Below are 21,287 nucleotides of genomic sequence, written 5' to 3' on the forward strand. Positions count from 1 at the left end.
TCAATGAATGCCTTTTGATAACTACTATCGGTTGACTACTCTGCCTTATGGCTATACATATTCTTGTTCCCGTGAGAAGCGATATTGAAAACTACACCAATCATAAAAATCACAAAACCGGCGAAGGTTAACCATGGGAATGACCGGATTCCGTTAATATTTATTGTCCATGTGTGTGAGTCAACGGCATTCTGATGTTTCAAATGACTAAATAATAACACACCCAAGATCATGAGTACTATGCCCCCTGCGATCATTCCAAATTCTGACTTTTTCATAATTTATTGTTTTAATAGCATTTATAGATAAATTTCAACTGAACAGCTCCTTAGAAAATATATTTGGCAATTAATTTTATTCCTAATGAGTATACATTGGGAGTACAACGTACTCAATACAGCAAAAAGGGTTCCCATTTCACCGATACCGAGACAGTCTAAAGTAATAAAACGAAAAGCAAGAGAAGTTAGTACAAAAACGATAATTCTGTGCAGAAAGTTCGGGATGACGTGGGAACTAAAACGTTTGAAGCCTACACCTGATCAAGACGAAAAGATAAAAAGACAAAGGACGAAAGATTAATAAGAAAGAACATTTCCTGATTCCTGACTCTTGATTCTGGTTTTCATTTTACTTCCTGGCATAATTCTATCAGTACGCCGTTCGCACTTTTAGGATGCACAAAGCAGACCAGCTTGTTATCTGCACCGCGTTTAGGGGTTTCGTTCAGTAGGACAAACCCCTCGTTTTTTAACCGCTGCATCTCTGCTTCAATATCTTCCACATCAAAAGCAATGTGATGGATACCCTCCCCTTTTTTTGCGATAAAACCGGCAATAGCACTATTTTCTGCCGTTGCCTCCAGCAGTTCAATCTTATTTGGGCCGGTTTGCAAAAAGGCAGTGCGCACAAATTCGCTCGCTACTTCTTCTGTCTTGTAAACGTTTGTATTCAGCAGTTTTTCGTACAATTTGCCAGCTGCAGCAAGGTCTTTTACCGCTATCCCGATATGTTCTATCTTTGTCATAGACTTCACTAAAATTACGTATCCAAATATTGCAAATTAATGACTGCAAACGTACATTTAGTAAAGCCTGCAAGGGTGAATCCGGCAAAAGTTTATTTATCTTTGCATTGTTAATACGAAGATTATGAACATTCCTGTATATTTAGATAACAACGCTACCACTCCGATGGATCCAAGGGTGCTGGAAGCAATGATACCTTACTTTACCCAGAAGTTTGGTAACGCTGCAAGCCGTAACCACCATTTTGGATGGGTTGCAGAAGAAGCCGTTGATTATGCCCGCGAACAAGTAGCCAAACTGATTGGTGCGAACGAAAAAGAGATCATCTTTACTTCAGGCGCAACAGAATCAGACAACCTTGCCATCAAAGGTATTTTTGAAATGTATAAGGAAAAAGGCAACCACATTATCACCGCGGTTACCGAGCACAAAGCAGTATTAGATACCTGCAAACACCTGGAGAAATTGGGCGCTAAGGTTACTTACCTTCCTGTAAAAGAGGATGGCCTTGTTGATCTGGAACAACTGGAAGCAGCGATGACTCCTGAAACCATCCTGGTTTCGATCATGTATGGTAATAACGAGATCGGCGTTATCCAGCCTGTTAAAGAGATTGCCGCTATCGCACACAAACATGGCGCATTGTTCATGACAGACGCTACACAAGCGGTTGGTAAGATCCCGGTAGATGTAAATGCTGATGGCATTGACTTGCTGGCGCTTTCTGCACATAAAATGTATGGCCCAAAAGGCGTAGGTGCTCTTTACGTTCGCCGTAAAGGACCACGTGTTAAGGTTACTGCCCAGATGGACGGTGGCGGCCACGAGCGCGGCATGCGTTCTGGCACTTTAAACGTACCTGGCATTGTTGGTTTAGGTAAAGCATGCGAGCTTGCCCGTTTAGAAATGGACAGTGAAGCAGCACGTTTATCTCAGCTGCGCGATAAATTACAGGCTTCATTAACAGAGCTTGAAGAAAGCTATGTTAACGGTAATGTAGAACATCGCTTACCACACGTTGCCAACATTTCATTCAAATATGTTGAAGGTGAAGGCCTGATGATGGCGATGAAAGACCTGGCAGTATCTTCTGGTTCTGCGTGTACTTCGGCTTCTCTGGAGCCTTCGTACGTGTTGAAATCATTAGGTTTATCTGATGACCTGGCACACTCTTCTATCCGTTTCGGTTTAGGCCGTTTCACTACTGAAGAGGAAGTTGACTATGCTATTGAAGTAACAAAAAAAGCTGTTAACCACCTTCGCGAACTTTCTCCTCTGTGGGAAATGTTCAAAGAGGGCATCGACCTTAACTCTATTGAGTGGGCAGAACACTAAATTGATTTGTAGATGTGCTGATTTACAGATGTGCGAATTGGCAGATTTTTTAGAAATAATATACGAGGAGCAGGAAACTGACAACTCGCAACTGATAACTTAAAATTTTAAAAGCTATGGCTTATTCAGATAAAGTAATTGACCACTACACCAACCCACGTAACGTTGGCACCCTTGATAAAGCAAGTAACCAGGTTGGTACCGGTTTAGTTGGTGCGCCAGAGTGTGGCGACGTAATGCGCCTGCAAATCCAAGTTGACGATAACAATGTAATCACCGACGCGAAGTTTAAAACTTTCGGTTGCGGTTCTGCAATTGCATCATCATCATTAGCTACAGAGTGGTTAAAAGGTAAATCAATAGACGAAGCAATGACTATTGATAACATGGATATTGTGGAAGAATTGGCTTTACCGCCGGTAAAAATCCACTGTTCTGTTTTGGCAGAAGATGCAATTAAAGCTGCTATTAACGATTATCGCGTTAAGAATGGCTTAGCACCTATCGAAACTGAAAAGTCTCACCATTAATTTTAGAAACAGGAATCAAGAGCCAAGAAACAAGACAAAAAATTATTTCTTGCCCTTATTTCCTGTTCTGATATTGATTGTTTATTAGTCGAGAGATGATGATCTTGACTCTTGATTCTACTAAAAATGGTAACAGTAACTGATAAAGCGAAAGATAAGATTGAACATTTAATGCAGGACGCGGGTTTAGACCCTTCATATTTCCTGCGTGTATCTGTTCAAGGTGGCGGTTGCTCCGGTTTATCATATAAGCTTGATTTTGATAACGAAGAAAAAAAGGGCGACCAGTTTTTTGAAGATAAAGGCGTACGCATGGCCCTAGACATGAAATCGTTCCTTTACCTGGCCGGTACAGAACTTGATTTTTCGGATGGCTTAAATGGCAAAGGCTTCAATTTCCACAACCCGAATGCTTCACGCACCTGTGGTTGCGGCGAGAGCTTCTCGGTGTAAAAGGAATTAACACAAATTATTCAAAGGCGCTTTTAAAGCGCCTTTGCTGTTTTAGACGAGATTTGCCTATCTTTCATAATGAAACCTTTTACAACCTTACTCATATCTATTTCCATCCTATTAATCTTTAGCTGTGGTAAATCCAATGAAATTAATTACAGCCGCAGTTTAAAGGCTATAGCAATTGATACAAGCAAGTATTCATATTTAAAAAAAGAGTTCAAGCTATTGTCAGTTGATAAAGCAGATTACCTTGGAGGATTAATACCACATTACGAGATAGCTTCCGGGTTTAAACGAATTAACAACAGGGATTCTATATCACAATACGATTGGTTGAATGAAGGGATGTACTTCGGTAGCCGCGTGTTAATTATCAAAAAAGATAACAATTATCTGCTGATAAAAAACCGGCGACAGTTGCAGAAACTATTTGCTCCGATAACTTCCGATACCGAGGCGATAAGTTATGCGATTGCAGCATACCGCTTGTTCCCTATACTTAACAAGAGCTTTTATAAACGTTCTTTTGTTTATGAAGTAGATAATCCCGGCTTAACTTACGTTGAGAAGGAAAAAGATTCCTACATCGTGCATCTATTTGATTACGATGTGTTCGGTTGCAGTCATCCGTATTATAAAGTTACTGTAAGAGTGGATAAAAATGGTGATATGGGGCTATTAGATAAACAAAATGCTTTTAGAGATACAACCGAAGATAGTCTGTGTGTCGATTAAATCTAATAAAGAAGCCGTCCCTAACTCATTCAGGAACGGCTTCTTTTACGATACTTTTATCGCTTTTTTAACTTAGACGAGTTATTCAAACCAAGCCATCACCACTTCTTTAGCTGGCATAGTTAAGTCGAGTTTTAGCTTCTTGCGCATACCGCCCAGGTCATTAAATACTTTATTAGGGTTAGCAGCTTTAAGTTCTTCAGGCGTATTGAAACCCATTTTATTTAATACAGGTACCCATTCTGCAGGGATGCCTAGTGCCACAAAATCATCAATGGTAACCAGTTTTGCTTTCTTCTCAGGGCGCATCTGCGGGAAGAACAAAACTTCCTGAATGGTGCTTTGATTGGTCATCAACATTACCAAACGGTCAATACCGATCCCTAATCCTGATGTAGGCGGCATGCCATATTCCAGGGAACGAAGGAAATCTTCGTCCATCGCCATGGCTTCTTCGTCACCGCGGCCTGCTAATAAAAGCTGCTCTTCCAGGCGTTCACGCTGGTCTATCGGATCGTTCAGTTCAGAGTAAGCGTTGGCAATCTCTTTTCCGTTTACAAACAATTCAAAGCGCTCTACCAGCCCGTCCTTGGTACGGTGTTTCTTGGCAAGCGGCGTCATTTCCACGGGATAATCGGTGATGTAGGTCGGCTGGATCAGGTTTGCTTCAACCTTCGCACCGAAGATCTCGTCTATCAATTTACCTTTACCCATGGTATGGTCAACCTCGATAGCCAGGTCGCGGCAGGTTTGGCGTAAGGCTGATTCATCCATCTGCGACACATCGATGCCGGTATATTTCAAAATGGAATCATACATGCTTAAGCGCTCGTATGGGCCAGCAAAGTTAATCTGCTTATCACCTACCTGCACCAGTGCCGAACCGTTCACTTCAGTTGCCACGCGTTCCAGGCATTGTTCTACCATCTCCATCATCCAGATGTAGTCTTTATAGGCAACATAAATCTCCATGGAGGTAAATTCCGGGTTATGGGTACGATCCATCCCTTCGTTACGGAACATTTTCCCAAACTCATAAACACCATCAAAACCGGCAACGATCAGCCTTTTCAGGTAAAGTTCGTTAGCGATACGCAGGTAAAGCGGCATATCCAACGTATTGTGGTGCGTTGCAAACGGCCGGGCCGCCGCGCCACCATGCACAGGTTGCAGGATTGGGGTTTCCACCTCAAACCACCCCTGCTCGTTAAAGTAGTTCCGCATGGTGCTGATCACCTTGGTACGTTTGATAAAGATCTGTTTGAACTCAGGGTTTACCGTAAGATCCACGTAGCGCTGACGATAGCGCATTTCAGGGTCAGTAAATCCGTCGTACACATTGCCGCTTTCGTCGCGCTTCACCACCGGTAGCGGTTTTAAAGATTTAGCCAGGATAGTTAATTCCTGCACGTGTACAGAAATTTCGCCGGTTTGGGTAAGAAATACAAAGCCTTTAACGCCGATGTAGTCACCAATGTCTAACAGCTTTTTAAATACGGTATTGTAAAGCGTTTTATCTTCACCAGGGCAGATGTCGTCGCGCTTCAGGTAAACCTGAACACGACCGGTTGAATCCTGGATTTCGGCAAATGAAGCATTCCCCATAATTCGGCGCGTCATGATACGGCCTGCAATCTGTACCTGCTGGTAAGCTTCAGGGTTGCTGTTGAAGTTTTCTTTAATATCATTTGCCCAGGCATTCACCGCATAAGCTTCGGCAGGGTAAGGCTCGATACCTAATGCCCGCAGTTGCTGTAAAGATTCGCGACGAAGAATTTCCTGTTCTGATAAAGCTGCAATAATCATTATTGTGTACTCAAATTAAGGCTGCAAAAATACGCATTTCCTTTGTTAGTTCATTACGGATTAGTCATTGGGGCATTTCATCATTTGACATTAGTAATTGGTCATTAGTCATTGTATCAATGGTCATACGCGATGCCAACGGCCCGACCGGACAATTTTACAGCGATGATAATAACCCAGAGACAGGAATAAGTCCCTGGTAAGCTTAAAGCCTTCTTTTTAAGGGAGGCTTTTTCACTTTAATTTTCTGATCACCTTGGCCGGGTTGCCCACCGCTAAGGAATCATCCGGAATGTCTTTGGTAACTACAGAACCCGCGCCGATTACACAGCGGTTACCAATAGTGACGCCGGGGCAAATAATTGATCCTCCGCCGATCCAGCAATCGTCGCCGATGGTAACCGGTTTCGCAAATTCTGTACTACGTCGTTCAATAGCATCAAGCGGGTGAGTGGCGGTATAGATCTGTACGGCTGGTGCACAGAAAACATTATTGCCTATGCTTACCTTCATTACATCCAGTACCACACAGTTTACATTGAAGTATACATTTTCACCAGCATAGATATTATAACCGTAATCGCAATGGAAAGGTGGTTCGATATACAAATTGTCGCCGGCGTTTGGGATCAGCTGTTTCAATATCCCGCGCGAGTTATCGTTCATCAGGTATTCCTGGTTCAATTCTCGCAACAGCCTTTTTGCATTGTTGCGTTCGGTAAGCAATTGCTCGTCCATCGCCAGGTAAGGCTCGCCAGCCAGCATTTTTTCTTTTTCGGTTTTCATTGGGTAGCAGTTTCGAGGAAAGTAAAGTTATAAAAAAAGCGTTCCGGTTAGGGGAACGCTCTTTTTGATAACAACGCTCACTCAAGCTATTTTTAGGTGCTTGGCTTTTATCCATTTAAACCCTTCTCCCTTTGTAATAACTGCAATATCAACTGGCCCTCCAACACTTTGTATATTGCTGGAAGTTTTTCGTTTAAGGGAGGTTATACTTATTAAAGATTCGGCTATTTCAATCAAATCCTCTTTACGAAAGGTATCAATAGTGTCTATTATAGGAGTTATATATTCATCTTGCGAAATCTTCGTGATTTTTTTATGTATTCTGTTTATAGATTCATTTAGAAAATTTTCAAGGTGTTCTTTCTTTTTCTCATCTAATCGAAAATTCTTATTAATGTAGTCATCAATTTCACTATATTCATCCTCGAGTGTTTCAATTATTTTTGAATATAACTCGGTATCCACCCCCCTAAAAAACACATCAGACATATCACGCTGAGCGAAAGGTCTAACTATAGCTGTAATTTCATTATTAACAGAAGTGCTTTTTATCTTTCTCCATCGCAGCGTGTCATTAATAACTCCGTTTATATGCAATTCTATGTAGCCTGGATAAATTTCATCTTCTCCAAAACCAGCTATAATGATACCTGTAAAATCATCATCGCTATTAATTTCTCGGACACTATCATAATAAATAATTTCAGTTATTAAGTCGGTAAATTCAGCATTGAAAGATAGTTGATGGTGGGTATTATGCAAATCAATTATGCTAGAAATTAACTCTTGATAATCTTGTTTAAAACTATCGTAATCGTACTTCTTCAAATCCTCCTGTATTTGTGTTTTTTTCAGATCTTCAAGGATATATTTGGCAACTTCAAGATGTAATTCTATCTTTTTTTTTGCCAAATCTTTCTTACTATTTGATTTTATATTTTCACTAATACTATCCGACACTGATTCAGTAATTGAATCTAATGTTAAATAGGTGTTTATCTCAACGCCATTTTTTACCTGTTCTTTTGTGACATGTTTTTTTAAAAAAGTTGATAAAAAATTCAAAAAACTGTCACTATAGTCTACAAGATTTCGACAAGTTGCTGTTTGTTCGATTGAATAAAGTCGAATAATAGTTTCAACTGGTATCTCCATAATATTTGCGTTATTGTAGATCATGATACCAATATGATTACAATGTTTTAAGGAATAAATCTTATTTGCATTGTTATAAACTTTATTTCCTTGACCGATAGTCACTGCACTATCTGCAGCGATGACCACAGCACTTTTATTAAGTAATCCAATTTCAGCAGTCATTTTGTGTAAGGTTTATTGTTAATAGGATATTGTTTACAAAAGACAATTCATTAAAATTCTTCGCTTGGCGCCATATACATTTCGTTAATAGCATCAGCATATTTATTCTCGATCACTTTACGTTTGGCTTTCAGGGTTACGGTAAGCTCCCCTTCTTCCATGCTGAACGGATTACGTTTCAGTTTGAAATTCTTGATACGTTCGAATTTAGCCAGTTCGTTCGAAAGCTTCTTTACATCCTGGTTCACCCAATCAATAATGTGTTGATCTTCGATAAACAAATCCGGCAGTTCAAAATATTGATCAGCAAGTCCGAAGGTTTCCTGTAGCAGTTCGCGCGAAGGGACGATGATCGCCGTGATGTGCTCGCGCTTGTCGCCTACTAAAAATATCTGTTCTATTTTAGGGCTTTTCAGATAAGTATTCTCCACCGGGGTAGGGTAAATATTTTTACCATAAGCATTTACCAGCATGTTCTTCAGCCGGTCGGTAATTTGCAGGTAGCCCTTATAAAAACGGCCGATATCCCCGGTATGCAGCCAGCCATCCGCATCTATGGCGGCCTTGGTTTCTTCTGGCTTGTTCCAGTAACCCTTCATTACGGCTACGCCACGGATGATGATTTCCCCTTCGGGGCATTCGAAGTTAGAGTCGAAGCTGTCATGTGTCTGAACGGTGTAAATTTGGCCGGTTTCTACATTCTGTATACCTGTTTCGGTACCCTTTAAAATTCGACCCACGGTGCCATAAACCTGACGCTCGAATTCCGTCACCACCATTGGCCCGGTTGTTTCAGTCAGACCATAGCCCTCCAGAATCGGAACGCCGAGGTTGCCAAAGAATTCACCCACGTTTTTAGGCAGCGCACCACCGCCAGAAATGAGGAACTTTAACCTTCCACCGGTTTTCTCAATGATCTTGCTAAATACCAGCTTGTGTGCTATTTTATATTGGCGGGTTAAGATCAGTCCGGGCTTTTTACCTCCTTCTTTTGCCTGGCGGTATTTCTGACCGATACCCATTGCCCAAACAAATATTTTAGTTTTGATGCCACCTGCACTCATGCCATTCTTGTTGGCCTTATCATGGATACGCTCCAACAAACGCGGCACGCAGTTCATGATAGTCGGGCGAACTTCCGTCATATTTCGGGCTAACAGCTCCAGGCTTTGCGCGAAAGCAATGGTAGCGCCCGTTCCGCAGCAGATATAATAGGTTGCACAACGTTCGAACACGTGCGACAATGGCAGGAACGAAAGAAAGGTATCGTCAGCGTTCACAATCGAAATCTGATCAAGACCGTAGCGCACGGTTTCTACAAAGTTGCTATGCGTAAGCATTACGCCTTTAGGCGTACCTGTTGTACCTGATGTATAAATTAAACAGGAAAGATCTGAAGGCAGGATCGCTTCGCGTGCAATGTTGATAGTTGTACGGTACTGGTCAACCAATGTCCGGCCTTCGGCGATTACCTCATCGAAACTGATTACACCGGCAGCAAGGCTTACCTTATCTGTAAACTTTTCAAAGTCGTCAAACGCGGGGATGATCCGGATGAGGTGCGGGCAGTTATTCGCAACTTTCAGCACCTTCCGCAGTAAGAAGGGATTGCCTATGAGCAAGGTTTTCGTACACGAATCATTTAAGATATACTCGATCTCCGCCTCTGTAAGCGTCGGGTAGATAGAGGTATTCACCGCGCCGATCTGCTGTATCGCCTGGTCGTAATAAATATATTCTGGGCCATTCTCGATGATCAGCCCCAGCATGTCACCTTTTTTTACACCAATGTTCAGGAACCATGCAGAAATAGCATCCGCTTTCTCCAGCACCTCGCGAAACGAAATTTCATTCCAGGTGTCTTTAACCTTGTGTTTTAAAAAAGTGTGTGTTTCAGGATGAATATTTTTAACCACATTCCTGAGCATATCAGGAACAGTTTTTACTTCTGCACTAAGATTCATTCAGTTATTAATCCGGGGTTTATAATTAAGCTAAATTAATTATTAAAAAGATAAAGGCAAGGATATAAATTTAACAGTAACAGTTGTTTGACAGACGTTAGAAAAAACGCTTATGCTAATCGCTCCGTTCTCCCAATTACAATTTAACTAAAATTTAAAGCAGGGCTAACTTTCTGTTTATTCCGATATGATAGATTTACTTTCGACCAACAATATTTTTATGGCAATGACATTGGAAATCACGGATCAGGAATACCTGATCAAATTAGATAGGAAAAAATTCGGCTTAGCGTTTATCCGCAGCCTGTTAAAACAAGTGGAAGTTGAAAACTTAACAGAGGACGATCTGTACCTGTCAGAAACCCGCCCTTCTATAAAAGATAAAGACACCAACGCCAGCGAACCTGATTATTTTGGTTCTATCGACGAGAAATAACTATTGTTAATAGTTACGGAAACCACGCTGCACTTGTTTATCAAATTGCGCCAGCTGTGATTTCATCATCTTGATCTGATCGGCCAGTAACTTGTTTTTATCGTCTTTGGCAGCTTCCTGGATATATTGCTGCGCTTCGCGTTTGTTTCTTTTTGCCAACGAAATGCCTGCCAGGCTAAGTTTAGCCAGTGCATTATTGTGCGACATGCGCATACCTAACGAAAGCGATTTCTTGAAATATTTTTCAGCCTTCATTGGCGCCTTGCGCGATTCAATCATACCCAGCAACAGGTTATAATAACCCCACTGCTTTTTATTCAGCTCTTTTTCGTAATCCTTAATTTTCAGCAACCACTTTTCAGCCTCATCCTGGTTTTCTTTACGCAGGTAAAACTGCGCAACAATCATCTTCTCGTTGAAAAAATAAGTAAGCAGTACCAAACCGCCAATTAATAATACTAATATCCCCCATCCCCAAAATCCAAACGCCGAGAGGGCAACAGCAGCTCCAAGTATCACGCAGGCTATTACCAGCCTAACAATATTCGACATAACAGTGTTAATCTATTTTTGAAGCGCAAATATCCGTTTATTTGTACGTTTAAACAAAAATACCATAACATTTATGGCAATAAACCTTGAACCGGGATGGCTGCAGATTTTGGAGCCCGAATTTGATAAGGAATACATGAAGCAACTGCGCGCTTTTCTGCAGCAGGAGAAAGAACAAGGGCAAGTGGTATACCCTAAAAACGTTGATATATTTAATGCATTTAACACCACGCCATGGGACAAGGTAGAGGTGGTGATCCTGGGGCAGGACCCCTACCATGGCCCTAACCAGGCGCATGGTTTATCGTTTTCGGTACAGAAAGGCATTGCCCTTCCGCCATCACTCCGCAACATCTATAAAGAACTACTCACCGATATTCCCGGTTTTAAAATGCCCCCGCATGGCAATTTAGAATACTGGGCAAAGCAAGGTGTGTTATTGCTAAACGCGACACTGACCGTTAGAGCAGGACAGCCGGGATCGCACCAGAAAAAAGGATGGGAGATTTTTACCGATACGGTGATCCAAAAACTATCTGAACAGAAAACCGGGTTGGTGTTTATTTTATGGGGAGCTTACGCGCAATCAAAGATCCCGTTGATAGACCAAACCAAGCATCATATCATCAAATCTGTTCACCCTTCGCCCATGTCTGTAGAACGTGGGTTCTGGGGATCTAAGCCCTTTTCAAAGACCAACGAATACCTGGTTAAAGAAGGTAAAAAGCCGATTGATTGGCAAATAGTTTAATTAGAGGCAAGAGACAAGAGTTCAGACATTTTAAACTTTGATCAAGACGTTTAGAATAACAAGATGGAAAACTTTCATCTGAAAGAAATTGTCTTGGTTCTTGAATCTTGACTCTTGTTTCTAAACCTAGTATTCCAGCGGCACGATGGGTTCCTTTTTACTGGTAGACATGATCATCATCGTCTGGAAGGTTTTCACCACGGGTATGCGGCTGATCTTTTCCATAATCAGTTGCTCATACGATTTAATATCGCGCACATAAACCTTTAATAAGAAATCGCACTGCCCGGTTACGTGATGGCATTCGGTCACCTCTTTTATTTTCTGGATCTCGTCCAGAAAAACCTGGATGGTATTGCTTTTATGAAAATCCAGCGAAACCTGGATAAAGGTCTTAATTCCCAAGCCTAGCTTCTCTTCATCAACCAGCGCATGGTAGCTTTTAATGTATTCGGCATTTTCCAGCTTACGCACCCGCTCCAATGTCGGTGCCGGCGATAAACCTATTTCGTTAGAGAGCTGCAAATTGGTGATGCGGCCGTTCTCCTGTAATATCTTTAGTATCTGAAGGTCTATTTTATCTAATTCTGATCCCATGGGCTACAAATATAAAAATGCCTTTCAAACAAAATATAATTTTTTAATAAAGCAGTAAAACAAATAATAATTTCAGCCGTAGTAAAATTTAGATTAGTCTAAATTATTTATTAGATTTGTTTAAATGCAGACTTTTACCGAGGAAAACTATCTGAAAACCATCTATCATCTGTCTGTGGATGACCAAACCGTAAGCACCACGCAGTTGGCTTCGCTACTGAAAACCAAGGCGGCTTCGGTAACGGATATGCTGAAGAAGCTATCGGAAAAGAAGCTTATTGATTATACCCGTTATTACGGCGTTAACCTAACGGCAGCCGGGAAAAAGGTAGCGGTAGATGTTGTTAGAAAGCACCGCCTTTGGGAATATTTCCTGGTAGAAAAGTTAAAATTTAAATGGGACGAGGTACATGCGATGGCCGAGGAACTGGAGCATATCTCTTCCGCAGAATTAATTAACCGGCTCGACGAATTCATGGGTTTCCCGGCTTATGACCCGCACGGCGATCCGATACCCGACAGGGACGGAACCTTTCAACAACAAACTTTTCAACCGGTAAGCATACTGCAGGTAAACGAAGGCGGAAAAATCTGCGGCGTTAAAGAGCACTCGGCTGCTTTTTTACAGTACCTGGAAAGACTGAACCTGCTGATCGGAAACAAAATTAAAGTATTGGAGATTCTGGAGTACGATCAGTCGGTCGTGTTAACCATTAATCAATCAGCAAACAGGGTGATCATCAGCCGCGATGCGGCACAAAATATTTTGATAAGCATATGAGCGAATCTTTAGGAAATGTACATGGTTCTGTTTCTACCGATAAAAGTACCGGCTGGCGAAGGTTTTTAGCCTTTATTGGTCCGGCTTACCTGATAAGTGTAGGCTACATGGACCCAGGTAACTGGGCGACAGACCTTGCCGCGGGCAGTCAGTTTGGTTACAAGTTGATCTGGGTTTTGCTATTATCCAACCTTATTGCATTGCTACTGCAATCGTTAAGCGCAAGATTGGGTATCGTGCGGGGGTTAGATCTGGCCCAGGCCTCAAAACATGCGTATAACCGTTTTGTAAATTTCTGCCTGTTCATCCTGGCGCAAATTGCGATTGTAGCCTGCGACCTGGCCGAGATCATCGGGATGGCTATTGGCTTAAACCTGCTTTTCGGACTGCCGCTGATCTGGGGTGTATCTATTACCATGCTTGACACCTTGCTGATCCTGTTCCTGATGAACAAGGGGGTCCGTAAGCTCGAAGGGTTTATCGTGTCGTTGGTTTTCATTGTCGGTGTATCTTTCCTTACAGAAATGTTTATTGCCAAGCCAGATGTGGTTGAGATTGCTCAAGGCTTTGTGCCTTACAATATCTCCGGTAGTGCGCTTTACATTGCCATCGGTATCTTAGGTGCAACGGTAATGCCACATAACCTTTACCTGCACTCGTCGCTGGTACAAACCCGTAAGATCAGCCGAACGTCAGAAGGGATCAGAAGCGCCATCAAGTTCAACCTGTTTGATACCACCATCGCCCTCAACCTCGCCTTTTTCGTGAACGCCGCAATACTAATACTGGCTGCAAGCGCCTTCTTTAGGAATGGCTACCACCAAGTAGCAGAAATACAGGACGCCCATAAACTGCTGAACAAAATCTTTGGTTCGATGGCCCCTACCCTTTTTGCCATCGCTTTGATCGCTTCAGGGCAAAGCTCTACAATTACCGGTACGCTTGCCGGGCAGATTGTAATGGAGGGGCACATTAATCTGCGTATTGCACCGTGGTTACGCCGCCTAATTACCCGTTTATTAGCTATCATTCCTGCTTACTTAACATTGATCTATGCGGGTGGCGATGCCCTTGGCCATCTGCTGGTACTTAGCCAGGTAGTGCTCAGCCTGCAATTAGGGTTTGCTGTTATCCCGCTGATCCATTTTACGTCTGATAAAGCCAGGATGGGCGAATTTGTGATCAGGAACTGGGTGAAAGTGCTATCGTGGATATGTGCGGTTATCATTGTGGCCTTAAACGTCAGGCTGGTCATCCAAGAGATTGACAGTTGGGGGCAAAGCGGTGCGGTGACACCTTTTGTACTACAATGGATAATTATCCCTATTGCCATTGTCATCGGTATACTTTTACTTTATATCACCGTTAAACCAATGCTGGTTGTTGCTCCCGACAAGCCAAATAACGTTCCGCATGGTATCGCCAAGGCTGTACATAACATAGACCAGATTAATTACAATCATATCGGCATCGCGATTGATTTTTCTAAAAACGATTGGGAATCTATCCGACATGGGATTATGCAAGGTGGACCGGAAGCCAAATATACCTTGATTCATGTGGTGGAAACCGCTGGCGCACGATACTATGGCGAACAGGTAATGGATATGGAAACCCAAAGCGATGCAGATAACCTGGAACAATATGCGAAAGAACTTGTTGGTTTAGGCTACGACGCTGTTGCAGAAATTGGTTATGGAGCTACTGCTACAGCGATAGCGCAGATTGTAAACAGGGAAAACATAGATTTTGTGGTAATGGGTTCGCACGGGCACCGGTTTTTGAAAGACCTGATATTTGGCACCACCGTCAATTCGGTGCGGCATATGGTAAATGTTCCGGTGTTGATTGTTAAACCCCAAGGTAAATAATTTGCATATTTGCAGCTACGATGAGTCAGGATCTGTATATCAAGAATAAGAAAGCGTATTTTGAATACCACATATTGGACAAATATGTGGCAGGCATTAAACTTTTAGGGACAGAAATTAAATCGATACGCGAAGGGAAGGCAAACCTGAATGATGCGTTCTGTACCTTCATCAGCAACGAACTGTATGTGCGCAACCTGCATATATCTGAATATTCGCACGGCTCTTTCTATAACCATGAAGCCAAGCGCGACAGGGTGTTGCTTCTCCACAAAAAAGAACTGAAGAAGCTACAGACCCGTACGGAAGAAAAAGGGTTCACCATTGTACCCTTGGCCTTATTTGTGAACGAACGCGGTTTCGCCAAACTAGAGATCGGACTGGCACAAGGTAAAAAAGCTTTTGACAAGCGCGAAACAATTAAAGAACGCGAAAGCAAGATAGAGCTGAACCGGATTATGAAACGGTAATAAATAGACGCAAGAATCAAGAGCCAAGAATCAAGATAGCTGCATCATTCCTGTAGTTATTCTGAACGAAGTGACCTGTCCCGAACTTATTTCGGGAAGAATCTGAGCACTTAACGACCTTAAAAGAATTATAATTTCTTTCTCTTGATTCTTGTCTCTTGGTTCTTGATTCTCCTAACATCACCATGCTTTATCGCCTACCAACGGCACGAACCTGAAGGTGTCCAGTACAATTTTCTCGTAGTCAGTCTCGCTAACTTTAAGTACGGTCACCATTTTCTGGGTTTCTTCATCGCCGACCGGGATCACCAACAAACCACCCACGTTCAACTGCTTCAATAAAATATCCGGCACCGTGGGCGCACCCGCGGTTACAATGATCTTGTCATACGGTGCATGTTCCGCAATTCCCCTTGAACCATCTCCTAAAAAGAATTGCGGCTTATAGCCCATATAAGGCAACACCTGGATGGTACGCTCGTACAATTTTTCTTGCCGCTCTATGGTGTAAACATTGGCCCCCAACTCTAACAGCACACAGGTTTGATAGCCGGATCCGGTGCCAATTTCCAGCACCTTATCCCCCTTTTTAATATGTAGCAACTGGCTTTGGTAAGCAACGGTGTAGGGTTGCGATATGGTTTGACCTTCGCCTATCGGGAATGCGATATCTTTATAAGCCTGGTTCCAAAAGGTTTCGTCGAAAAAGTAATGGCGGGGAACTTTGCCAATGGCCTCAAGGACGCTCTTATCTTCAATACCCTTTTTCTCTAAAATTTCTACCAACCTTTTCCGGGCACCCTTTTCACGATAATTGTCAATAAACTTGTAGGCCATAGCTATGCAAATTTAACTAAAAAGCCCGCGGTTAACTTATCGCACTTTCCCTAAAACTACTGACGGCTGGAAGTCAGTAAATTATTTTGTCAACACTGTAGCAATTGAGTTCGGCGCACCGTAACAACAGAAAGCTTTACCAGATGAGAAAATCTCTACTATCTATCGCAATTATTTTATTCGTTTTTATTCTCGCAGGATGTAAAAAAGACAGCAATTACCTGGTAGCCGATGCCATTATTAAGGATGCAGGATTACCCGCTGCTGATGGTTGCGGATGGCTAATTCAGACTGTTGCCGACGACTGGTTTCAGGCTGAAAACCTGCCTGAGAAGTTTAAGGTAAACAATCTGCAAATCCATATGACCTATACGCTCACCGGGAAAAGATACACTTGCGGATGGGTTGCCCCAACACCACAGAATCCCGGCAGCCCGGTGATCAATATCCATAGCATCGAAAAGCAATAACTAATAAGGATCAACATCCGGCTGTACTATGCTACCCTTGCTTAGCTTCGTGGTTTCATATTGCAGCACAACCGCGCGGATGGCCTCTTTTACCTTATTGAGGGAGATAGAATCGCGCTCAAACTTTAAGTTAATGGTGCGGATATAGTAATTGCGGATGCGACTAATGAGCGGCTGTTCCGGCCCGATCACTCGTTCTCCAAAGTGCTTTCGTAACTCGCCCGCTAAGTACTCTGCCTGCTGATACAGCAGATCCGGATCTTTATGCTTCACATCCAGCTGGATCATGCGGTAATAAGGCGGGTATTTAAAGGTCTTACGTTCGCTGATCTCGTTACGGTACAAGTCGGCATAATCATTTTCAATCACCTGGCGGATCACCCGGTGCTCAGGGTCGTAAGTCTGAATCACTACCTTACCCTGCTTACCCCTTCTACCCGCGCGACCGCTAACTTGTGCCAGCATCTGAAAGCTCCGTTCGTTGGCACGGAAGTCCGGGTACTTTAAAAGGCTGTCTGCGTTGATGATCCCTATGACGGTCACATCCGCAAAGTCGAGCCCTTTAGCCACCATTTGCGTGCCTACCAATATATCGATCCGCTTTTCTTCCAGGTCATTCAAAATATTTTGGAAAGCATTTTTCGACCGTGTGGTATCCATATCCATCCGCATGATGCGCGCATCGGGTAGCAGTATACTTAGCTCATCTTCTACCTTTTCGGTACCAAAGCCTTTGTATTCCAGGTGGGCGGAGCCGCATGCCGGGCAAACCGTGGGCGAATCTTCCTTATAGCCACAATAATGGCAATGTAGCTTACCACTGCTTTTATGAAACGTAAGGCTCACGTCGCAGTTGATGCATTTCGGCGTATAAGCGCAGGTACGGCAAAGCATCACAGGTGCATAACCGCGGCGGTTCTGGAATAAAATCACCTGCTCTTTCTTATCCAGCGCTTCCTGCATATCAGTCATCAATACACTGGTAAAATGCGATTGCATCGTTTTTCGCTTCGACTCCTCGGCAATGTTCACCACCTCTATCTGCGGCAGCTCCACCCCTCCGTAACGATTCTTCAATTCTGCAAAACCATATTTACCTGTTTGGGCGTTAAAATACGACTCGATTGATGGTGTAGCCGAACCCAATAATACTTTAGCCTGGTGCATCGCACCCAGGTAAATAGCCGCATCACGCGCATTGTATCGCGGAGCAGGATCAAATTGTTTGTAGGAAGTTTCGTGTTCCTCATCCACTACAATCAACCCCAGATCTGCAAAAGGCAGAAAAACAGACGAACGCGCACCCAACACGACTTTGTAGCTGCCGTTCAACACCTTCTGCCACACTTCTACCCGTTCGTTATCGTTAAATTTAGAATGGTAAACACCAATATCTTCGCCGAAATATTTGCGTAAGCGCTCTATGGCATGTGTGGTTAAAGCAATCTCGGGCAACAGGTATAATACCTGTTTGCCCCGGGCCATCACATCTTCTATCAGTTTGATATAAAGTTGTGTTTTCCCGGACGAGGTAATCCCGTGCAGCAACACCACATCCTTTTCTTCGAACTGCCGGCGCATGCTATCTAATGCCTCCTGCTGTTCTTCGCTTAAAACTACGCCGGTATCTATATCAATCTCACTATCATCATATAGGCGACTTACATTAACTTCCTCGGCAATAAGGATCTCTTTTTCGACCAGCGATTTAATGATGGCGGTACTTGCGCCGGATGCTTCAACCAATTCATTCCGGGATACCTGCTGCCCGTTGCGCGAAAGGTTGATGTAAGCCAATAGCACATCAGCCTGCTTAGGGGCACGGCGTTCCAGTATTTCAAAAAGTTCTTTTAGCTGATCTTGCTGATAATAAATGGGGTTCAGCTTAATAAATGTCCGTTTACGCGGCTTGTAGCGATCATTGACAGTCTCGGAAATACTGATCAGGTTCTTCTCGAACATCAGCTTCAAAATCGGCATTACGGTTTTCTGCCCCAGCAGTTTGGCGATATCGCTTACCGTTAGCTCGGGTTGAATTTCCAGCGCATCCACGATCAGGTATTCTTTATCGTGCAGGGCAGCCCTGTCTATTTCGTAATCCTTATTCAGAACGATCTTGGTTTCGCTCGCCAGTTTTAACGCTGAGGGCAAAGCAGCATTCATCACCTCGCCGGTGTGGCAGAGGTAATAAGCCGCCATCCACTCCCAGAATTTCAGTTGCAGCTCGTTCACCACCGGCTGATCGTCCAGTACATCTACCAGGTATTTTGCTTCGTATTTCTCCGGCGCCTGCTCTCCTATTGCGGCAATAATGGCCGTATAAAGTTTACTTTTACCAAATTGCACTACTAACCTTTTGCCTACTGCTACCTGCGCGTTCATTTCATAAGGCACACGATAGGTGTAGTTTTTGGCAATGGCCAGCGGCAGAATTACCTCAACAAAGAGGGTTTTCCGCCCGGTGTAATCAGTATTGGTAAACTCTAACATTCACTTATTTATTTCTGATCGCGGCAAATACCAGGGTGATCCATCCGGCAATGAACAATAAGCCGCCTACGGGTGTCACCGGCCCTAACCAGTTTAACCAGCTCCAACCCAGTATCGTACGGCACGAAAGCAGGTATAACGAACCCGAAAAAAGCACGATACCCAAAGTAAACAGCCAGTAAGCCGTAAAGATGACATTGTTTTTAAACCTGCCAAAAGTAGATAGAAACAGTAGTGCGAAAACGTGGTAGAACTGGTACTCAACCGCGGTATGCCATGTTTGCAATGCAGCGGGCGGAACCAGGCTTTTTAACCCATGCGCGCCGAAAGCCCCCGTAATAACGGCCAGCATGCCGAGCAAAGCCCCGGTGATAACAATTTGTTTATTCATGATGTGATGGGCTAAATTAACCAATTGTAAGTATTACTTCGTGGGTGTGAGGTAAAAATCTAACTTTGTAGTATTACCTACCCCCGATTATGAAACAGATTATTGCCACTATTTTTTTGCTGGCTGCGGCAGCAGCGGTAACAGTGGTATATTTCAAAAGCATTCATAATCCGGCTACGCCAACAGAACTGATGCGGTATATCCCTGCCGATGCTGCTTTGGTTGCCGAATTTAATAACGACGATATTTTTTACGAAGCCTACAGCGGCAACCCGATATTAGCCAATGTCGCCGGCGCTTCAAAAACCGAAGAGTTAAAGGCGCTCTACACCCAGGTTTTACAAAACGCCGCCTATAAAGACGCTTTTGAAAACGAACGCATCTACCTTTCGCTGCACCCATCAGATGCCGAACAAACAGACCTGTTAGTCACTACAGCTTTTAAAGAAACTTTTAAGGAGCAGGACCTGGTTAATGCGAAAGCATTTTCGGGCAAACAATTAAAGATAGAGGGGAAACCTGTTTATCAACTGCATATCAACGGCATTCAACGCCCATTTTACCTGTTCAGCCCGCAAAAACAGGTCTTAAGCGGTAGTTTTTCTGAAGAAGTATTGAAAGATGCCATTCACCACGACCCTAAAAACGCCGATAAAAATTTTGCAACAGTTTCTGAACAGCAGCATAATAATGCCCTTTCTATACTCTATGTAAACTTCGCGCAGCTTCAGCCTTTATTTAAACAGTGGTACAAAGCAGCTAACCCTGAATTGTTCAGACCACTAAGGTTATTAAGCGCTAAAGCAGCACTTAGCTTAAATTATAAGACTGATGCCTTTATGTTTAACGGCACCACATCAATAGATGAAGGAAAGCCGCTGAGTTACCTTAACCTGTTTACCCGCCAGAAACCTATTGTTAACCACCTTAAAGATATTTTCCCGGCGGCTACCGCATATAGTATGTCCTTCGCCGTATCTGACAGCAAAAGATTTACCGCTGATTTAGCAGACTGGCTAAGCAAGAGCAAAGCAGACGGCAATAAACAGCGACTGTTTCAGCAAATAAAACAAGAGACAGGAATAGATATCCAGCGCGAGTTTAACACCTACCTTTCTAAAGAATTTGCGGCAGTCACCACTCGATTTGATGAAAAGCTCGCAATCATTGAAGTAACTAACGGGCAATTGCTGTTCCCCGCGCTGATGAATATCAGCAATATGGCAGACGGGCAGATCGGCCAGTTTAAGTATGCCAAGCTTCCGTTTTATCTGCTCGGAGACGCCTTCAGCATTTTCAACCGCCCTTATTTCACCATCATTAACAACTACCTTATACTCGCCAACAGCGCTTCAGAACTGCGCACGTATACAGACATCTATAACAACCAGCGTTTCTTAAGCCGTACAGAATCTTACAACGATTTTAACAACCTGCTTTCCGAACAAAGCAACGCCGCGTTTTACATCAATTTTAAAAACAGCAGGTTCCTTTTCAGGCGCGATTTAAAGAAGCCGTTCTATGAGTCTTTCAACGATGACCATAGCGGATTGAAAAATTTTTATGCCGCTTCTTTTCAATTAATTGCGGCAGATAGAGATTTTTATACTAACTTTTCCATGCAATTGGCCGCAAAAGACACAGTCAATACGCACAAATAAACTATTTAATTTTCGCGACA

22 protein-coding genes are annotated in these 21,287 nt (G+C 43.1%); 11 read left to right on the top strand and 11 right to left on the bottom strand.

Annotated features, from left to right (window positions below; all coding sequences use genetic code 11):
- Nucleotides 1-35: 35 nt before the first annotated feature.
- Complete coding sequence (locus tag MUY27_RS04250; RefSeq protein ID WP_245128742.1) at nt 36-278, bottom strand: hypothetical protein; 243 nt, start codon at nt 276-278, stop codon at nt 36-38.
- 347 nt (nt 279-625) lie between these two features.
- Nucleotides 626-1,027, bottom strand: coding sequence for a methylmalonyl-CoA epimerase (mce, locus tag MUY27_RS04255; protein WP_245128743.1), 402 nt, complete (start codon nt 1,025-1,027; stop codon nt 626-628).
- A gap of 124 nt (nt 1,028-1,151) precedes the next feature.
- On the opposite strand from mce, the gene MUY27_RS04260 reads away from it, so the two are divergent.
- The 4 genes from MUY27_RS04260 (at nt 1,152) to MUY27_RS04275 (ending at nt 4,084) form a co-directional block, all read left to right on the top strand.
- Entirely contained in the window at nt 1,152-2,363 is a 1,212-nt protein-coding gene (locus MUY27_RS04260) for an IscS subfamily cysteine desulfurase (protein WP_245128744.1), read from the top strand.
- A 116-nt stretch (nt 2,364-2,479) separates the two neighbouring features.
- A complete protein-coding gene (gene iscU / locus MUY27_RS04265) occupies nt 2,480-2,893 on the top strand; it encodes a Fe-S cluster assembly scaffold IscU (protein WP_245128745.1) in 414 nt (137 codons plus the stop codon).
- A 126-nt stretch (nt 2,894-3,019) separates the two neighbouring features.
- Nucleotides 3,020-3,346: a HesB/IscA family protein gene (locus MUY27_RS04270; RefSeq protein ID WP_245128746.1), complete on the top strand. Its 327-nt coding sequence runs from the start codon at nt 3,020-3,022 to the stop codon at nt 3,344-3,346.
- Nucleotides 3,347-3,424: 78 nt separating this feature from the next.
- Nucleotides 3,425-4,084, top strand: coding sequence for a hypothetical protein (locus MUY27_RS04275; protein WP_245128747.1), 660 nt, complete (start codon nt 3,425-3,427; stop codon nt 4,082-4,084).
- Between the two features lie 81 nt (nt 4,085-4,165).
- Here the strand turns inward: MUY27_RS04275 and lysS are convergent, their stop codons facing one another.
- The 4 genes from lysS to MUY27_RS04295 all read right to left on the bottom strand — a co-directional run bounded on the left by lysS (nt 4,166) and on the right by MUY27_RS04295 (nt 9,960).
- Entirely contained in the window at nt 4,166-5,890 is a 1,725-nt protein-coding gene (gene lysS, locus MUY27_RS04280) for a lysine--tRNA ligase (protein ID WP_245128748.1), read from the bottom strand.
- A gap of 234 nt (nt 5,891-6,124) precedes the next feature.
- The gene (locus MUY27_RS04285) at nt 6,125-6,676 is read right to left on the bottom strand and encodes a sugar O-acetyltransferase (RefSeq protein ID WP_245128749.1); all 552 of its coding nucleotides are present in this window, start codon (nt 6,674-6,676) and stop codon (nt 6,125-6,127) included.
- Between the two features lie 81 nt (nt 6,677-6,757).
- Entirely contained in the window at nt 6,758-7,996 is a 1,239-nt protein-coding gene (locus tag MUY27_RS04290) for a hypothetical protein (RefSeq protein ID WP_245128750.1), read from the bottom strand.
- A gap of 50 nt (nt 7,997-8,046) precedes the next feature.
- The gene (locus tag MUY27_RS04295) at nt 8,047-9,960 is read right to left on the bottom strand and encodes an AMP-dependent synthetase/ligase (protein WP_245128751.1); all 1,914 of its coding nucleotides are present in this window, start codon (nt 9,958-9,960) and stop codon (nt 8,047-8,049) included.
- Nucleotides 9,961-10,147: 187 nt separating this feature from the next.
- On the opposite strand from MUY27_RS04295, the gene MUY27_RS04300 reads away from it, so the two are divergent.
- Nucleotides 10,148-10,396: a hypothetical protein gene (locus tag MUY27_RS04300; protein WP_245128752.1), complete on the top strand. Its 249-nt coding sequence runs from the start codon at nt 10,148-10,150 to the stop codon at nt 10,394-10,396.
- A gap of 6 nt (nt 10,397-10,402) precedes the next feature.
- On the opposite strand, the gene MUY27_RS04305 is transcribed toward MUY27_RS04300, so the two are convergent.
- Nucleotides 10,403-10,948, bottom strand: a complete 546-nt coding sequence (locus MUY27_RS04305; RefSeq protein ID WP_245128753.1) for a DUF2892 domain-containing protein — start codon at nt 10,946-10,948, stop codon at nt 10,403-10,405.
- Nucleotides 10,949-11,021: 73 nt separating this feature from the next.
- On the opposite strand from MUY27_RS04305, the gene ung reads away from it, so the two are divergent.
- Nucleotides 11,022-11,699, top strand: coding sequence for a uracil-DNA glycosylase (gene ung, locus MUY27_RS04310; RefSeq protein WP_245128754.1), 678 nt, complete (start codon nt 11,022-11,024; stop codon nt 11,697-11,699).
- A gap of 126 nt (nt 11,700-11,825) precedes the next feature.
- Here ung and MUY27_RS04315 read toward each other — a convergent pair whose 3' ends face one another.
- Complete coding sequence (locus tag MUY27_RS04315; protein ID WP_245128755.1) at nt 11,826-12,296, bottom strand: Lrp/AsnC family transcriptional regulator; 471 nt, start codon at nt 12,294-12,296, stop codon at nt 11,826-11,828.
- 124 nt (nt 12,297-12,420) lie between these two features.
- Between MUY27_RS04315 and MUY27_RS04320 the strand changes: the two genes are divergently transcribed.
- Genes MUY27_RS04320 through smpB form a run of 3 tightly spaced genes read left to right on the top strand, consistent with a single transcriptional unit; the run spans nt 12,421 to nt 15,418 of the window.
- A complete protein-coding gene (locus tag MUY27_RS04320) occupies nt 12,421-13,077 on the top strand; it encodes a metal-dependent transcriptional regulator (protein ID WP_245128756.1) in 657 nt (218 codons plus the stop codon).
- Nucleotides 13,074-14,948, top strand: coding sequence for an Nramp family divalent metal transporter (locus MUY27_RS04325; RefSeq protein WP_245128757.1), 1,875 nt, complete (start codon nt 13,074-13,076; stop codon nt 14,946-14,948). The genes MUY27_RS04320 and MUY27_RS04325 overlap by 4 nt, the downstream gene beginning before the upstream one ends.
- Nucleotides 14,949-14,968: 20 nt before the next feature.
- A complete protein-coding gene (smpB, locus tag MUY27_RS04330; RefSeq protein ID WP_245128758.1) occupies nt 14,969-15,418 on the top strand; it encodes an SsrA-binding protein SmpB in 450 nt (149 codons plus the stop codon).
- A gap of 180 nt (nt 15,419-15,598) precedes the next feature.
- Here the strand turns inward: smpB and MUY27_RS04335 are convergent, their stop codons facing one another.
- Entirely contained in the window at nt 15,599-16,255 is a 657-nt protein-coding gene (locus MUY27_RS04335) for a protein-L-isoaspartate(D-aspartate) O-methyltransferase (protein ID WP_245128759.1), read from the bottom strand.
- 143 nt (nt 16,256-16,398) lie between these two features.
- Here MUY27_RS04335 and MUY27_RS04340 point away from each other — a divergent pair, with 143 nt between their 5' ends.
- Entirely contained in the window at nt 16,399-16,725 is a 327-nt protein-coding gene (locus tag MUY27_RS04340) for a hypothetical protein (RefSeq protein ID WP_245128760.1), read from the top strand.
- On the opposite strand, the gene priA is transcribed toward MUY27_RS04340, so the two are convergent.
- Together priA and MUY27_RS04350 are read right to left on the bottom strand one after the other, a co-directional pair.
- Entirely contained in the window at nt 16,726-19,215 is a 2,490-nt protein-coding gene (gene priA, locus MUY27_RS04345; RefSeq protein ID WP_245128761.1) for a replication restart helicase PriA, read from the bottom strand.
- Between the two features lie 4 nt (nt 19,216-19,219).
- Nucleotides 19,220-19,606 (bottom strand): DUF423 domain-containing protein, encoded by a 387-nt coding sequence (locus tag MUY27_RS04350; RefSeq protein ID WP_245128762.1) that lies wholly within the window; start codon nt 19,604-19,606, stop codon nt 19,220-19,222.
- Between the two features lie 89 nt (nt 19,607-19,695).
- Here MUY27_RS04350 and MUY27_RS04355 point away from each other — a divergent pair, with 89 nt between their 5' ends.
- On the top strand, nt 19,696-21,267 hold the full coding sequence (locus MUY27_RS04355) for a hypothetical protein (RefSeq protein WP_245128763.1): 1,572 nt from the start codon (nt 19,696-19,698) through the stop codon (nt 21,265-21,267).
- The last annotated feature ends 20 nt before the right edge of the window (nt 21,268-21,287 follow it).

Source organism: Mucilaginibacter straminoryzae, from assembly GCF_022953055.1.
Classification (GTDB): Bacteria; Bacteroidota; Bacteroidia; order Sphingobacteriales; family Sphingobacteriaceae; genus Mucilaginibacter; species Mucilaginibacter straminoryzae.

Coding starts and splice junctions, on each gene's coding strand:
- MUY27_RS04250 (WP_245128742.1), bottom strand. CDS start 278: ATGAAAAAGTCAGAATTTGGAATGATCGCAGGGGGCATAGTACTCATG.
- mce (WP_245128743.1), bottom strand. CDS start 1,027: ATGACAAAGATAGAACATATCGGGATAGCGGTAAAAGACCTTGCTGCA.
- MUY27_RS04260 (WP_245128744.1), top strand. CDS start 1,152: ATGAACATTCCTGTATATTTAGATAACAACGCTACCACTCCGATGGAT.
- iscU (WP_245128745.1), top strand. CDS start 2,480: ATGGCTTATTCAGATAAAGTAATTGACCACTACACCAACCCACGTAAC.
- MUY27_RS04270 (WP_245128746.1), top strand. CDS start 3,020: ATGGTAACAGTAACTGATAAAGCGAAAGATAAGATTGAACATTTAATG.
- MUY27_RS04275 (WP_245128747.1), top strand. CDS start 3,425: ATGAAACCTTTTACAACCTTACTCATATCTATTTCCATCCTATTAATC.
- lysS (WP_245128748.1), bottom strand. CDS start 5,890: ATGATTATTGCAGCTTTATCAGAACAGGAAATTCTTCGTCGCGAATCT.
- MUY27_RS04285 (WP_245128749.1), bottom strand. CDS start 6,676: ATGAAAACCGAAAAAGAAAAAATGCTGGCTGGCGAGCCTTACCTGGCG.
- MUY27_RS04290 (WP_245128750.1), bottom strand. CDS start 7,996: ATGACTGCTGAAATTGGATTACTTAATAAAAGTGCTGTGGTCATCGCT.
- MUY27_RS04295 (WP_245128751.1), bottom strand. CDS start 9,960: ATGAATCTTAGTGCAGAAGTAAAAACTGTTCCTGATATGCTCAGGAAT.
- MUY27_RS04300 (WP_245128752.1), top strand. CDS start 10,148: ATGATAGATTTACTTTCGACCAACAATATTTTTATGGCAATGACATTG.
- MUY27_RS04305 (WP_245128753.1), bottom strand. CDS start 10,948: ATGTCGAATATTGTTAGGCTGGTAATAGCCTGCGTGATACTTGGAGCT.
- ung (WP_245128754.1), top strand. CDS start 11,022: ATGGCAATAAACCTTGAACCGGGATGGCTGCAGATTTTGGAGCCCGAA.
- MUY27_RS04315 (WP_245128755.1), bottom strand. CDS start 12,296: ATGGGATCAGAATTAGATAAAATAGACCTTCAGATACTAAAGATATTA.
- MUY27_RS04320 (WP_245128756.1), top strand. CDS start 12,421: ATGCAGACTTTTACCGAGGAAAACTATCTGAAAACCATCTATCATCTG.
- MUY27_RS04325 (WP_245128757.1), top strand. CDS start 13,074: ATGAGCGAATCTTTAGGAAATGTACATGGTTCTGTTTCTACCGATAAA.
- smpB (WP_245128758.1), top strand. CDS start 14,969: ATGAGTCAGGATCTGTATATCAAGAATAAGAAAGCGTATTTTGAATAC.
- MUY27_RS04335 (WP_245128759.1), bottom strand. CDS start 16,255: ATGGCCTACAAGTTTATTGACAATTATCGTGAAAAGGGTGCCCGGAAA.
- MUY27_RS04340 (WP_245128760.1), top strand. CDS start 16,399: ATGAGAAAATCTCTACTATCTATCGCAATTATTTTATTCGTTTTTATT.
- priA (WP_245128761.1), bottom strand. CDS start 19,215: ATGTTAGAGTTTACCAATACTGATTACACCGGGCGGAAAACCCTCTTT.
- MUY27_RS04350 (WP_245128762.1), bottom strand. CDS start 19,606: ATGAATAAACAAATTGTTATCACCGGGGCTTTGCTCGGCATGCTGGCC.
- MUY27_RS04355 (WP_245128763.1), top strand. CDS start 19,696: ATGAAACAGATTATTGCCACTATTTTTTTGCTGGCTGCGGCAGCAGCG.